This is a genomic window from Clostridium sp. 1001283B150210_160208_E6 (assembly GCF_015669365.1).
GTDB lineage: Bacteria > Bacillota > Clostridia > Clostridiales > Clostridiaceae > Clostridium > Clostridium paraputrificum.
Genome location: NZ_JADPAA010000012.1, coordinates 1 through 13,747 on the forward strand (window position 1 = coordinate 1; position 13,747 = coordinate 13,747).

The following is a 13,747-nucleotide window of genomic DNA, read 5'->3' on the forward strand; positions in this document are numbered from 1 at the left end:
ATGAATAAAATTTAAAATTATAAAAATAAGGCTGTATCAGCCTAAGGTAAAAAACCTTAATCTGATACAGCCCCTTTCTTATTTTTTATTATAGTTTGTGAATATTTACTGCCATAGGACCTTTTTCGCCTTCTTGTATATCAAAGGATACACTTTCACCTTCGTGTAAATCTTTTTCTGGACCTTTTTCTTTTATTTGAGAATGATGAGCGAAAACATCTTTTCCATCATTACAAGAAATAAATCCATATCCTTTTTCTTGATTATACCATTTTACTGTTCCTGTTATACTTGCCATTTTTAATTATCTCTCCTTATTTTATGGTGTCTTAGTTAGTATTCCTTTCGAAGAAAATAATTATGTTAAAAAATAAATAATATTTAGAATAAAGTTAAGGGATATACATGACTAATAGTTAAGTATATCCCTTAAAGTTATATTTTTTTAACTGTATCTCTTTCTACTAAGGTATTGTTCAAAATAATTCTTTTGCTATATTCATTGTTGCAATCAATTTTATCTTTAATTAAGCTTGCAGCATTAGTTCCAAGTAGGTACATATTTTGATCCATAGTAGTAAGTTTTGGTTCGATAAGGCTACTTAATTGAATATTATCATATCCAATAATAGATAAATCCTTAGGTATCTCTATATTTAACTTTTTACAAGCATTTATTGCTCCAACCCCCATAAGGTCGTTACAAGCAAATATAGATGTTACATTTAACTTAGGTAAAAGTTCTACCAGCATAGATGTAGTATTATCTACGGTTGCCAAGCTGTTACCTTCACCTATATTTATAATATTTTCATGATGGAAGTTATCAATATCCATCATGACCTTTTTATAAACCTCTTCCTTAACATCATAAGAATAACTATCTTTACCACGAATAAATAAAATGTTTCTGTGGTTGTTATCAAGTAGATATCTTAAGGCTAATTTACACCCCATAGATTCATCATTTGAAACTGATGATATATTAGGAACAGTTGTATAACCATTTATAAATACAAATGGTATCTTTTTAGATAATTCGTTATAAAACTTATTTTTAATATTTGATGTAGTAGGGTCAACCACTATAATACCTGCAACGTTTCTAGCAAGCAGATTATTAATACATTTTTTTTCTTCATCTTTATCATTAGATGTGGTCATTAATATAATGGATAAAGAATATTTTTTTAATTCGGATTCTATCCCATATACAACACTTGGGAAGAATAAGTTAGTTAAACTAGGAACTATTACACCTATTGTAGTTGATTTTCTTTGGGTAAGTTCCCTTGCTTGCATGTTGGGTATATAGTTTAATTCTTCAATTGCCTTAAGAACTCTTTTTTTAGTTTCTTCTTTAACAGGATAATTTCCGTTCATTACCCTTGATACAGTAGCCACAGAGGTATTTGCCTTTTTTGCTACTTCAGTGATAGTTATGTTCATAGAGTTATTCCACCTTACAATGTTTTTATAAATTTATCAAAGGCTTCTAATCCTTTTTCATCCCTTTTAAATACACCTGCATGAGATAATACTTCTTGGAATTTTAGTCCAACTTCTTCTTTTAAAATTTCCATTACAGTATCCTCTGTAAATGATGGGTATTTATTAATGATGTAATTATACCACTTAGCGTGTTTAGAAACAATTTCATTAGTTGAGATATCTTTTTCACCATCTAAAAGAGCCTTCTTAATTATATTAAGTTCATTTTTTAATCTAGCAGGTAAAACGGCAAGTCCCATAACTTCAATTAAACCAATGTTTTCTTTCTTAATATGATGAACTTCTTCATGAGGATGGAAAAGACCAAGTGGATATTTTTCACTAGTTCTATTATTTCTTAAAACTAAGTCTAGCTCATACTTATTATTTTTGTATCTAGCTATTGGCGTTATAGTATTATGTGGTTCGTTATTAGTGTGACTTAGAATATCTACAGTAGCATCTGAGTATTTTCTCCAAGTAGATAAAATATGGTCAGCTAAATTTAATAAATCATCCTTATTGTCACTTACTAATCTAACTACAGACATTGGCCATTTTAAACGTCCAACAGTTACTTTTTCATAACCTGGAATGATATAAGATTTTTCTAATAATGCATTTTCCATTGCAAAAGTATATCTTCCACCTTGGTAGTGGTCATGTGACAAAATTGATCCTCCAACTATTGGTAAATCTGCATTTGATCCTACAAAGTAATGTGGAAACTGCTCTACAAATCCTAAAAGATTTTCAAAAGTAGTTCTATTGATTTTCATAGGAACGTGCTCACTGTTTAAAACAATACAATGCTCGTTATAGTAGGTATAAGGAGAGTATTGTAAGAACCATTTTGTCTTATTTAGCTTCAATGGAATTATTCTATGTGTTTCTCGAGCAGGATGATTTAAGGTTCCGTAGAAACCTTCATTTTCTTTGCATAATAAACATTTAGGATAAGATGAAGCTTTTTGAAGCTTAGCCTTAGCTATCTCCTTTGGATCTTTTTCTGGCTTTGAAAGATTAATTGTTATATCTAAATCACCATAAGGGGTAGAGGTTTTCCATACAATATTTTTATCAGTTCTTTCTTTTCTAATATAATTAGAAGCTATACTTAAACCAAAATAGTAATCAGTTGCATGCTTTGGATCTTCTTTATATAGCCTTGAAAAAGTATTAATTACTTCAGAAGGTCTAGGCATAACACAGTTCATTACTTTTGTATCAAATAAGTCTCTTTCTGTAGTTGAGTTTTCAATCATAGCTTTTGAAACTGCGTAGTCTAAAATGTTTTCTAAAATTTCCGTAGGATTATCTAAAGTTTCATTAATGATTTCTTCTTCGAATTCATTTAGATTTAAAGTTCCAAGTAGCATGTTAATTGAATATATTCTATCTTCTTCTGAGATTAAACCTTTTTGAAGAGCAAAATTTATAAGTCGATTTATCTCACGGTTTATCATAATAAAACCTCCTTAATCATTAAATCCGTTTGGATTTTTAGAATGCCATGTCCATGCTGTTTTTATAATATCTTTAACGTTAGTATATTTAGGTTCCCAGTTAAGAAGATTATGAGCTTTTTCGCTTGAAGCTATAAGTATAGCAGGGTCACCGGCTCTTCTTTCTCCTAAGACAACCTTTATTTCTTCACCAGTAGCTTCTTTTGTTGCATCTATCATTTCTTTTACAGAGAAGCCTTTACCGTTTCCAAGATTAAAGATATTGCTTTCATTTCCGGCTCTTAAATAGTTAAGAGCTTTTATGTGTGCATCTGCAAGATCTAAAACATGGATATAGTCACGGATACATGTACCATCTTCTGTTGGATAATCATCACCAAATACTGTTATATGCTCACGTTTCTTTAAAGGTACTTGAAGTATTAATGGTATAAGATGAGTTTCTGGTGAGTGATCTTCTCCAATACTACCATCTTCTAAAGCACCTGCAACATTGAAATATCTTAGAGAAACAAATTTAATTCCATTAGCTTTGTTTACCCATTTCATCATTTTTTCCATTGTAAGCTTTGTTTCTCCATAGGTATTGGTTGGGTTTGTTTCATCATCTTCTAATATAGGAACTTTTTTTGGTTCTCCATATACAGCAGCTGTGGATGAAAATACAATTTTATCAATGTTGTGTTTAACCATACTTTCAAGTAATACTTGCATTCCATATACATTGTTATTAAAGTAAAGTAAAGGGTTAGTCATGCTCTCACCAACTAATGAGTTTGCGGCGAAATGTATTACAGCTTCAATATTATTTTCTGAGAATACTTTATCTAAGAAAGCATCATCTCTTATATCACCCTTGTAAAATTTAGCTTTTGGATTAACGGCTTTTAAGTGTCCTGTTTGGAGATTGTCCACAATTACAACATCTTCATTGCTTTTTATAAGTTGATGAACTGTGTGAGAACCAATGTAACCAGCACCACCACATACTAATATTGACATACTAAAACCCCCTAAAATAGTTTTCTAGTTCCATCAGAAATATCTACTACGTAGAAACTAGGTTTATATCCGATAATTTTTTCATATTTTTCAGTAGAGTAGTTTATGAATTCATCAATAGCATCTTCTTTTACTATGCTTATTGTGCATCCACCAAAACCAGCTCCTGTCATACGTGAACCTATGACATTATCTTTTTGATCCCAAGCAGCCTCAACTAAAGTATCAAGTTCAATTCCTGTAACTTCATAGTCATCCCTTAAAGAAATATGAGATTGGTTCATAAGTTCACCAAAAGTTTTTATATTATTATTCTCTAAAGTTTCTACAGCCTTTAAAGTTCTTATGTTTTCTAATACAGCATGTTTAGCTCTTTTTCTAATGATAGGGTTTTCTATTTTATCCTTTAAAGATTCAAAATCTTCCTCTGTAAGTTCACCAAGAGAAGAAACGTTCTTATATTCCTTTAATATTCTTAATGCTTCTTCACATTCAGCTCTTCTTTCGTTGTATTTTGAATCAACAAGACCACGTTTTTTATTAGTATTTCCTATTACTAGCTTGTACCCATCCATATTGATTTTACTGTATCTATATTCTAAAGTGTTACAGTCAAGTAAGATTGCACAGTCCTTAGTTCCCATACCAATAGCAAACTGATCCATTATCCCACAGTTTACTCCGATAAATTTATTTTCAGCTTCCTGGCTCATTTTAACCATAGAAACCATATCAACTTCTAAATTGAAAGTATCTTTAAGAATTATTGAAGTTAATAATTCAAGAGAAGCTGATGATGAAAGCCCTGAACCGTTAGGGATATTTCCATATATTAATACGTTAAATCCATTAGAAATATCAAAACCATGGTCTTTAAAGGTTTTAATAACTCCCTTAGGATAATTAGCCCAATCATGTTCTTTTTCAAATTTAAGTTGATCTAAATCAAATTCTATAACTCCAATATCTTTAAAGTTATTTGAATATAATCTAACCTTTTTATCATCTCTTTTAGTAGTTAGTCCATAAGTTCCTATAGAAAGTGCACATGGAAATACATTTCCTCCGTTGTAATCTGTATGCTCTCCGATCAAATTTACTCTTCCAGGTGAAAAATAAATGTTAGTTGGATTTTCATTAAAGATTTCAGTAAAGTCATTTTTTAAGTTTTCAATAAGTTCCATATTAATACCCTCCTTTATTTACTTTTATAGTAAGCGATTACTATAAAAAAGTAAATACTTTTTTGTTAAATAAAAGAATTTAATTAATTGTTTACATAATTATGTTTACAATGATAGGTTTGAAAGAGTATTATATAAACAAGAAGATTAATATATATTATTTAGAGAAAAAAGTAGAAAGCGGTTTCTTAGGAGGTATTTATGAGAATTAATGAAGAGTTTGTATTTGAAGATAAGAATGGGAAAGTATATGAGTATTCATTAAGAAATGATAAAAATATTGAAGTTAAAATATTGAATTTAGGAGGAATTATAACAGGGATATATGTTCCCGATAGAAATGGAATTTTAGAAAATATAGTTGTAGGGTGGAAAAATTATAAAGATTATACATGGGATAGTGGTTATACTGGAGCTTTGGTAGGGAGAACAGCAGGAAGAATTGCAGATGGTAGGGTTACTATAAATAAAGAAACCTTTCAGTTATCAAAGAATTCGGGAAATAACACATTACATGGTGGTAATATAGGATTTAATAAAAAGCTATGGAATGTTACTAAATATAATGACCAGGATGAAGTTGGATTAATATTAGAAAGTGTAAGTAAAGATGGAGAAGAAGGGTATCCAGGAAATGTTACTCTAAAGGTAAAGTATTCTTTAAATAATAATAATGAATTATCAATAGAGTATTATGGGACAAGCGATAAAGATACTTTGCTTAATATGACCAACCATTCGTATTTTAATTTATCTGGAAACTTAAAGAGAAGTGTTTTAGATGAAGTCCTAACTATAAAATCTAATAAATTTGCTGCTATAACAGAAGATGGAGCTTTATCAGGAAAATTGATTGATGTTAATGGAACAGAATTTGACTTTAATCATCCTAAAGAGATAGGAAAAGATATAAATGGGGAACATAATCAATTGAAATTGGGAAATGGATATGATCATCCTTGGATTTTAGATAAAAGTAATAATCTTAAGGTAAGATTAGAAGATAAGGAATCTGGTAGAGCTATGGAAGTATATACTGATAGGGAAGCTGTAGTTGTATATACTACAAATTATCCGGAAGATAATAAGGAGTTATATAGTGGTGGTTTTCTAAGGAAAAATTATGCAATATGTTTTGAGACACAAGGTATTCCTATAGGAAAAAATGAAGCCTTTTTAGATGGATCAATACTTAGAAAGGGAGAAGAATATAAAGCAAAAACTATTTTTAAGTTTACAAATTAATATATTATAAATATACTGTTTTTAATAAAAAGCTGACTTCTATTCAATATAGGAGTCAGCTTTTAGTTCTTTAACTATCTATTTACCTTATCTAAGAAGGTCGGGTAAATGTATTATTATCTATTATTTTTTTAGATTTATACATAGATTTAGCTTTTACATAACCTAATGTAATAATAAATAGAACCAATAATATTGTTATCTCAGATAATACAATCCTAAAAGGTGTTGAATAATTCACAAGTGGTGTTATATATAGAAGTTTTATCACTGCTCCATGGCATACATACATAATTAATGAATTTTGTCCTATAGTATGAAGCTTAGTTGCTTTTGATGGAATAAAACTTAGTATTAATCCACCTAATATAAATGAGCCAATGTAATGAAATATCCTAATAAAGAATGGGAAAAGACGGTTATCATAGTAGAATCCATACTTAGTATATTCAAATAAAAGTTCTAGCATAGTACCGTCCTTTAATAAGTAAAGGACAAATAAAACTACTATAGAAGAAAGTAATAAGTGAATTCTATAATTTTTTAACTTTTCTAAGTATTCTTTTTTGAACATCATTCCAGCTACAAAATAAGGTAAAAAGAAAAAAGTTCTTGAGACACTAGCATAGCTACCAACACTATCATCAAAACCTATAGCTAAGGAAACAATTAATGATAGTATAAGCCACTTTTTCTTATCCTTTATATAATCTGATAAAATGTACCAGAATATTAAGGATAATAAATACCACATAGTCCATTGTGGTGTGAAAAACTCTAGGGTTAATGAACTGCTAAATACAAACTTATTTAAAAGAAAGTAGAATATTTGTACACCTAAATATATCTTGAATATTTTTATTACTTTTTCTTGAGTTGTTCTTTTGCTTTTTGTGCAAAAATATCCTGAAACAAATGTAAATAGGGGCATATGGAACATGTATAATACCAGTAAAAAGTAATGTGTATTTAAACAAGACGGTTGTGCATGTTCTAAAGAATTTCCTATAATTACAAAAATAATTAAAAAGGCTTTAAGGTTGTCAAAATAATAATCCCTGGTTTTAATAATAATCCCCTCCCCCTGTATATATCTAAAGTATTACATAAATATTACAAAACCATGTCAATTATATTACTTATATTATATTTGTCAATATAAATAAAAGAAGTAATATTACATAAGTTGGTAAAATAATATTAATAGAGGGTGGTGGATATGTGGTTTAAGAACTTATTTAAGAGAAAAAAAGGTAATACTATTAAACAAGAAAATAAAAATATAACTACTGTTGCATTTGTTGCCTTAGAAAATAGAGAACTTCCTAAGAAAAATAATCTTAGACAGTACTTAGAAGATAAATTTAACATAAGAATATTTATTAATAAGTGGAAAGAGGATATAGGAACTATAGATATAGAAGATAAACAGGTAATAATAACGTTAATGCCACATCCAATTGATTGGGATGAAATTAATCAATCTTGTGAAAGGGCATGGTACTTTAAACAAGCAAGAAGTAAGCTGAGTAAGCATACTGCACATTTAGTTATATCTATTAATGGAAGGTTAGATGAACAAATTAGGAATTGTATCTTATTAAGTAAGGTAATAGCAGCTATAATAAATTCTACTAATGTATTAGGAATATATTGGTATAATATACAAACAATAAGATCCCCAGAGGAATTTGAAAATAAAATTGTAAGTTTAGATGAAGAAAGTCTTCCTATTGAATTATGGGTAGACATAAGAATGCGGATGAATGGAAACTTTAAACAGGATATTTATACTGTAGGAATGGATAAGCTAGGCTTAAAGAATATTGAAATACTTAATTCTAAATTAGATTATTATATTTTATATATTTTTGTTTATGAAGCATGTTTAAATATGGTGTCAAAGTGTTATGAGTATAGAGAAAAGGATATAATTGAAGAAGGAAAATATAAGTTTCAAGTTGAATATAATAAAGGAACAATAATTGATAATAAAGAAGTAATAAGTTTTGTTTCTTTATAAAGGAGGAGTATTTATGGATTCAGTCTTATTTATAGTTGATATGAACAATGGTTTTGCAAGAGAAGGGGCATTATCAAGTGAACGAGTAGAGAAAATAATACCTAATATAGTAAAGGCAATAGAAGGATTTAAGGGTAATGGGGATAGAATTGTGGCATTTACAGATAGTCACAAAAAGGATGCAGCTGAATTTAAGAGCTTTCCACCTCATTGTGTAGAAGGTACAGCAGAATGTGAATTGGTAGATGAAATTAAAGCATATGAAGAATATATGAAGGTTATAAAGAAAAATTCTACAAATGCATTTTTGGAAGAAGAGACACAAATAGAAGTAAATGACTTAATTAATAAGGGTGTTAAGAAGTGGTATGTTACTGGATGTGTAACTGATATTTGTGTAAAACAATTTACTTTAACATTAAAAACATACTTTAATAAAGAAAATTTAGATATGGATGTTATAGTAATTAAAAATTGTGTAGATACTTTTGATGCACCAGGTCATAGTGCAGAAGAAATGAACAAATATTCTTTTATGGATATGTCACAAGCTGGTGTAAAAGTAATAGAGGAGTTTTAAAAAGAGATTTTTTGGAATCTCTTTTTTAATTGGCAAATAAGTTGTGTGAATTGAATTAAGAGTGAAAAAATATTATAATTTATAAAAGAAAAATAAATAGTAGCAAAGAGTTAAAGGAGTAGCAATGATTAAAGCAATATTATTTGATTTAGATGGAACACTATTAGATACTAATGAATTAATTTATAAGTCATTTTGTCACATGTTTAAAGAGGTATTAGATATAGAATTGCCTAAGAATGAAATAACTAGATTGTATGGAAAGCCTTTAGAGAGATCTTTAGAAAAATATGCAAACAATAGAGAAGAATTAGAAAGAATGATTAACGAATATAGATCTTATAATTTAGAGCATCATGATGAAATGTGTGCACCATTTGAAGGGGTTATGGAACTACTTCAGACTCTTAAGAGTAAAGGAATTAAGTTAGGAATAGTAACTTCTAAAAGAAAGACAGTAGCTGAAAGAGGAATGATGCTTGGAGGCATACTTGAATATATGGATGTTATAATATCACCAGAGTCTACTACAAAGCATAAGCCAGAAGGAGAGCCAGCTATGAAAGCTTGTGAAATATTAGGGGTAGAGCCTAAAGAAGCAATAATGGTTGGGGATAGTAGCTATGATTTGTTATGTGGTAAAAATGCAGGATGTTTAACATGTGGAGTTGAGTATACTGCTTTAGATATTAAAGATTTATTAGATGTAAAGCCAACATATATGGTTAAAAAACCTACTGATATTTTGGAACTTGTATAGGAGGGTGTATGAACGTACAAATATTTGGAGCTAAGAAGTGTTTTGATACTAAGAAGGCGGAAAGATTCTTTAAAGAAAGAAGAATAAAGTATCACTTAATAGATATGAAAGAAAAAGGTATGAGTAAAGGTGAGCTTTCTTCTGTAAAATCATCTGTAGGTATTAATGAATTAATTAATACAAAAGCTAAGAATTATTCTAAATCAAACTTAGGGAATATAAGAAGTGCAGAGGTTAAAGAAGAAATATTATTAAAGGATGGAAGTCTTATAGTTACACCTGTAGTTAGAAATGGGAAAAAAGCCACAGTTGGTTATAAACCTGAAATATGGCAAGAATGGATAGATAGTGAATAGGTTAAAAGTAGGATTATCCTCTAGCAATAAAGTTGCTAGAGGTTACTTTTTATTAAATTATTAATTTTTTCATGAAATTTATCATAGAGTTTTATCATTTTATCTTCGGTGCAAGCATTATGGATTTCTGAAATAGGAATCCATTTAACACCTTTAGTTTCTTCTTCATTTAGAATAAGCTTAGTATTTTCGTCTCCCTCAAATAGATAGGCTACTGAAAGATGAAGGTGAGGTGAAACGAATTTTCCTTTTTTATAATGGCCGTCTACAGTAAGAATATCAAGGGAGAAGATATTTGGCACAATTAGGTTTAGGTCTTGAATTCCTGTTTCTTCTTTTGCCTCTTTTATAGCAACATGTAGCAAGCTATCATCACCATCAGCATGTCCGCCAGTCCAAGACCAAGAGTTATAGATTCTATGATAAATCATAAGAACTTTATCCCTAGCTTTGTTTAAAATATAGCCAGAACTTGTTATATGCATTATTTCATTTTCTCTAGTTAGAATATTACTATGATTTCTTATTGCATCTAAAATTATTTTTTTGTCTGATTCTTCTTGCTCATTAAAGGGAACATAGTTTTCAATTTCTTTAATCCAGTCCATTGTAACCTCCATAATAGTAGAAACTCAAAGTTTTAACCTTGAGTTTCAATATAATTATTTCTTCTTTTTTTTCTTTCTAACAGAATAACCAAAGCTACCTAAGCTCTTTTTTGTCATTGGATAGTATTCTCCATGACAATAATTAATTAAGTTTGCTTCTTCAAAATGAATTTTCCCTTTTTCATCCATTAAGCTTTCGTCAATGTGTGAACATAAAACATCTGCAATAATTAAATCGTGAGTTCCTAAGGGAATAATTTGTTTAACCTTACATTCTATTGCAACGGGACATTCATCTATATATGAGGCGTTAATTTGACTACATTCCTTCATTGTAAAGCCCATTTCTTTAATTTTATCATTTGTTCTACCACTTTTAACCCCACAGTAATCTACAGCTTTAGTCATATTTGCGTGGGGCATATTAACCACAAATTCCATAGACTCTTTTATATATTCATAGGATAATCTATGAGGTCTTACAGATATAGAAAGCATTGGTGGTTTAGTACATACTGTACCAGCCCAAGCTACTGTAAATACATTTTCTTTTCCTTCTTTATTTTTAGAAGTGATTAAAACCACTGGAACTGGATTTAAAACTACACTTCCCTTGAAATCCATTTTGCTCATATAAAAACTCCTCTGTATTAATACTCTTTTGTTATCCCGTAAATTATAGCATTAAAAATTATTTTTAGCTATTACAAGTTGTCCTATTGATATTCCACCATCATTTGTAGGAATGTCTTTATGGGTAAGAACTTTAAAATTCTTCTTCTTAAGTTCATTATAGGTATTATTAAGTATAAAGTTATTTTGAAATACCCCGCCACTTAGTGCAACTACATTAATATTAAAATCTAATCTGAGGAATTCACACATCTTTATAATATAGTTTACTATGGTTGAATGAAATCTTAAGGATATTTTTTCAATAGGAATTTTATTTTCTATATCTATAAGGACAGAGTTTATAATTTGGAGTGGAGAGAGAATATATGCTCCATTAATATCTTTAATATTAAAATCATATCCAATATCTAAGGTTTCTGTTTCTAAAATTGATTCTAGCATTATTGCAGCTTCTCCTTCAAAAGATGAAGTGTGACAAAGGTTAAGAAGTGATGCAACTCCATCAAATAATCTTCCCATACTAGAAGAAGGATAAGATTTTTTAGAATCAGAAAGTAATTTATATATAATATCATAAGTTTTTTTATAATTAGTATCTAAAACTCCTTTAGTCTTGTTTAAATCTATGTTGTACAGATATGATAGGGCAATTTTATAACCCTCTCTAAGGCTTGCATCTCCACCTAAGAATCTAATATAGTCTAAATGTCCAACCCTTTTATATTCTTTTAAATTACAAATGAAAAATTCACTTCCCCAAATAGAGTTGTCCTCCCCATATCCTGTTCCATCAAAGGCTACACCAATTACTTTTTCACTATATTTGTTATCTACCATGCAGCTTACTATATGAGCATGATGATGTTGCACTCCTAAAGTAGGTATATTTAAAGAACTTGCATATTTACTACTTTCATAATTAGGGTGTAAATCGTGAACAATTAATTTTGGATTTATTTCAAATAATTTTTTATAGTGTTCTATATTGCTTTTAAATCTTTCTAGGGATTCATAGTTAATTAGTTCTCCATTATGAGGTCCTTGGTATATATAATTTCCCTTAGAAATAGCAAAGGTGTTTTTCATGTCACCACCTACAGCAAGAATCTCTTTTGAATCTTTATAAAGAAGAGGGAGAGGGGCATATCCACGACTCCTTCTAATAATCATATTATCATAAGTGGTACATTTTATTATGGAGTCATCTAAGGGTAAAAATATATCTCTATCATTCATTAGGAAAAAGTCACAAAATTGTCTAAGGTTATCTATAGCTTTTTTATTTTCAAATTCTAAAGGAAGTCCAGATAGATTTCCTGACGTCATAATAAGAGAGTCTATATCAGTGGTCTGAAATATTAAAATTTGAAGGGGAGTAGATGGTAGCATGACTCCTAAATAATTATTATTTGGAGCAACTATATTAGGTAAGGAGTTATTCTGTTTTTTCTTTAAAATAACAATAGGACGTTCTTTACTTAATAAAAGTTGCTTTTCAGATTCGTTTACATAACAAAAATTTTCTATTGTTTGGATATCTCTCATCATAAGTGCAAAGGGCTTTGACTTCCTTACTTTTCTTTTTCTAAGCTCCATTACTGTATTTTCAGAGTAAGGAGTACAACAAAGATGAAAGCCTGATAAACTTTTTATTGCAAAGATAGAGCCTTCTTTTATCTTTTTACCAAAGAAATTTATAAGTTTTTTATTGTATTCCCATGAATTGATTTTTTCTTCCCATAATATTTCTTGGGTAATATCATTTCCTGAATTATCAGTTATAAAGATTCTAGGGCCACAGCTTGGACAACAATTAGGCTGTGCATGAAAGCGTCTATTACTCATAGTGGTATACTCTTTAAAACAATCTTTACATTGAGTAAAGTTAGACATTGTGGTTACTTTTCTATCATAAGGAACTTTTTTTATAATTGAAAACCTAGGACCACAATTAGTGCAATTAGTAAATGGATAAAAATATCTCTTATTATGTGGATCTAAAATATCAGTTGTACAATTTTCGCAAGTACATATATCAGGTGATATAAAAATTTGGGTTTCACAAGCATGTAGGCTTTCTTTAATTTCAAATGAAGTTAAGTTATAGTTTTTATCATCCTTAATAGAAAAGGATTCAATTCTAGATAATTCTGGAGGGGAGGTTTTTATTTGATTTATGAAAGATGAGGTACTTTCTTTATGACCTTCAATATGTATTTCCACACCATTACTATCATTTAAAACCCATCCATTTAAACTGAATTTTTTTGCAAGATTATATATATATGGCCTAAAGCCTACCCCTTGGACTATTCCGGTAATTTTTATTAAATGTGAACAAACCATTGTAGAACACCACCTTAATACGAATTGTTAATATAAATTTTACCATGTAA

General features: G+C 29.2%; 14 protein-coding genes. 5 read left to right on the forward strand and 9 right to left on the reverse strand.

Going from position 1 to position 13,747, the window contains the following annotated elements; genetic code table 11:
• Positions 1 to 88 precede the first annotated feature (88 nt).
• From I4V16_RS12555 to I4V16_RS12575, 5 genes are all read right to left on the reverse strand, one after another.
• Positions 89 to 298, reverse strand: a complete 210-nt coding sequence (locus tag I4V16_RS12555; protein WP_049179443.1) for a cold-shock protein — start codon at positions 296 to 298, stop codon at positions 89 to 91.
• Between the two features lie 137 nt (positions 299 to 435).
• Positions 436 to 1,449: a LacI family DNA-binding transcriptional regulator gene (locus tag I4V16_RS12560; RefSeq protein WP_049179442.1), complete on the reverse strand. Its 1,014-nt coding sequence runs from the start codon at positions 1,447 to 1,449 to the stop codon at positions 436 to 438.
• A 14-nt stretch (positions 1,450 to 1,463) separates the two neighbouring features.
• Positions 1,464 to 2,957 (reverse strand): UDP-glucose--hexose-1-phosphate uridylyltransferase, encoded by a 1,494-nt coding sequence (gene galT, locus I4V16_RS12565; RefSeq protein WP_099329493.1) that lies wholly within the window; start codon positions 2,955 to 2,957, stop codon positions 1,464 to 1,466.
• A 12-nt stretch (positions 2,958 to 2,969) separates the two neighbouring features.
• Positions 2,970 to 3,959, reverse strand: coding sequence for a UDP-glucose 4-epimerase GalE (galE, locus tag I4V16_RS12570; RefSeq protein ID WP_049179440.1), 990 nt, complete (start codon positions 3,957 to 3,959; stop codon positions 2,970 to 2,972).
• 11 nt (positions 3,960 to 3,970) lie between these two features.
• Entirely contained in the window at positions 3,971 to 5,143 is a 1,173-nt protein-coding gene (locus I4V16_RS12575) for a galactokinase (RefSeq protein WP_049179439.1), read from the reverse strand.
• A 201-nt stretch (positions 5,144 to 5,344) separates the two neighbouring features.
• Here I4V16_RS12575 and I4V16_RS12580 point away from each other — a divergent pair, with 201 nt between their 5' ends.
• Complete coding sequence (locus tag I4V16_RS12580; RefSeq protein WP_099329491.1) at positions 5,345 to 6,388, forward strand: aldose epimerase family protein; 1,044 nt, start codon at positions 5,345 to 5,347, stop codon at positions 6,386 to 6,388.
• 91 nt (positions 6,389 to 6,479) lie between these two features.
• On the opposite strand, the gene I4V16_RS12585 is transcribed toward I4V16_RS12580, so the two are convergent.
• Positions 6,480 to 7,478: an acyltransferase family protein gene (locus I4V16_RS12585; protein WP_316347292.1), complete on the reverse strand. Its 999-nt coding sequence runs from the start codon at positions 7,476 to 7,478 to the stop codon at positions 6,480 to 6,482.
• A 129-nt stretch (positions 7,479 to 7,607) separates the two neighbouring features.
• Here I4V16_RS12585 and I4V16_RS12590 point away from each other — a divergent pair, with 129 nt between their 5' ends.
• The 4 genes from I4V16_RS12590 to I4V16_RS12605 all read left to right on the forward strand — a co-directional run bounded on the left by I4V16_RS12590 (position 7,608) and on the right by I4V16_RS12605 (position 10,107).
• On the forward strand, positions 7,608 to 8,411 hold the full coding sequence (locus I4V16_RS12590) for a hypothetical protein (RefSeq protein ID WP_099329490.1): 804 nt from the start codon (positions 7,608 to 7,610) through the stop codon (positions 8,409 to 8,411).
• Between the two features lie 13 nt (positions 8,412 to 8,424).
• Positions 8,425 to 8,991, forward strand: a complete 567-nt coding sequence (locus I4V16_RS12595; protein WP_049179435.1) for an isochorismatase family cysteine hydrolase — start codon at positions 8,425 to 8,427, stop codon at positions 8,989 to 8,991.
• A gap of 124 nt (positions 8,992 to 9,115) precedes the next feature.
• Entirely contained in the window at positions 9,116 to 9,751 is a 636-nt protein-coding gene (gene ppaX, locus I4V16_RS12600) for a pyrophosphatase PpaX (RefSeq protein WP_049179434.1), read from the forward strand.
• 8 nt (positions 9,752 to 9,759) lie between these two features.
• Positions 9,760 to 10,107: an arsenate reductase family protein gene (locus I4V16_RS12605; RefSeq protein WP_049179433.1), complete on the forward strand. Its 348-nt coding sequence runs from the start codon at positions 9,760 to 9,762 to the stop codon at positions 10,105 to 10,107.
• A 35-nt stretch (positions 10,108 to 10,142) separates the two neighbouring features.
• Here the strand turns inward: I4V16_RS12605 and I4V16_RS12610 are convergent, their stop codons facing one another.
• From I4V16_RS12610 to hypF, 3 genes are read right to left on the reverse strand one after another with little or no spacing between them, the layout of a single operon-like run.
• Positions 10,143 to 10,715, reverse strand: a complete 573-nt coding sequence (locus tag I4V16_RS12610) for an NUDIX hydrolase (protein WP_049179432.1) — start codon at positions 10,713 to 10,715, stop codon at positions 10,143 to 10,145.
• Positions 10,716 to 10,769: 54 nt separating this feature from the next.
• Entirely contained in the window at positions 10,770 to 11,348 is a 579-nt protein-coding gene (locus I4V16_RS12615) for a flavin reductase family protein (RefSeq protein WP_049179431.1), read from the reverse strand.
• A gap of 51 nt (positions 11,349 to 11,399) precedes the next feature.
• Positions 11,400 to 13,697, reverse strand: a complete 2,298-nt coding sequence (gene hypF, locus I4V16_RS12620) for a carbamoyltransferase HypF (protein WP_049179430.1) — start codon at positions 13,695 to 13,697, stop codon at positions 11,400 to 11,402.
• Positions 13,698 to 13,747: the final 50 nt, after the last annotated feature.

Coding starts and splice junctions, on each gene's coding strand:
- I4V16_RS12555 (WP_049179443.1), bottom strand. CDS start 298: ATGGCAAGTATAACAGGAACAGTAAAATGGTATAATCAAGAAAAAGGA.
- I4V16_RS12560 (WP_049179442.1), bottom strand. CDS start 1,449: ATGAACATAACTATCACTGAAGTAGCAAAAAAGGCAAATACCTCTGTG.
- galT (WP_099329493.1), bottom strand. CDS start 2,957: ATGATAAACCGTGAGATAAATCGACTTATAAATTTTGCTCTTCAAAAA.
- galE (WP_049179440.1), bottom strand. CDS start 3,959: ATGTCAATATTAGTATGTGGTGGTGCTGGTTACATTGGTTCTCACACA.
- I4V16_RS12575 (WP_049179439.1), bottom strand. CDS start 5,143: ATGGAACTTATTGAAAACTTAAAAAATGACTTTACTGAAATCTTTAAT.
- I4V16_RS12580 (WP_099329491.1), top strand. CDS start 5,345: ATGAGAATTAATGAAGAGTTTGTATTTGAAGATAAGAATGGGAAAGTA.
- I4V16_RS12590 (WP_099329490.1), top strand. CDS start 7,608: ATGTGGTTTAAGAACTTATTTAAGAGAAAAAAAGGTAATACTATTAAA.
- I4V16_RS12595 (WP_049179435.1), top strand. CDS start 8,425: ATGGATTCAGTCTTATTTATAGTTGATATGAACAATGGTTTTGCAAGA.
- ppaX (WP_049179434.1), top strand. CDS start 9,116: ATGATTAAAGCAATATTATTTGATTTAGATGGAACACTATTAGATACT.
- I4V16_RS12605 (WP_049179433.1), top strand. CDS start 9,760: ATGAACGTACAAATATTTGGAGCTAAGAAGTGTTTTGATACTAAGAAG.
- I4V16_RS12610 (WP_049179432.1), bottom strand. CDS start 10,715: ATGGACTGGATTAAAGAAATTGAAAACTATGTTCCCTTTAATGAGCAA.
- I4V16_RS12615 (WP_049179431.1), bottom strand. CDS start 11,348: ATGAGCAAAATGGATTTCAAGGGAAGTGTAGTTTTAAATCCAGTTCCA.
- hypF (WP_049179430.1), bottom strand. CDS start 13,697: ATGGTTTGTTCACATTTAATAAAAATTACCGGAATAGTCCAAGGGGTA.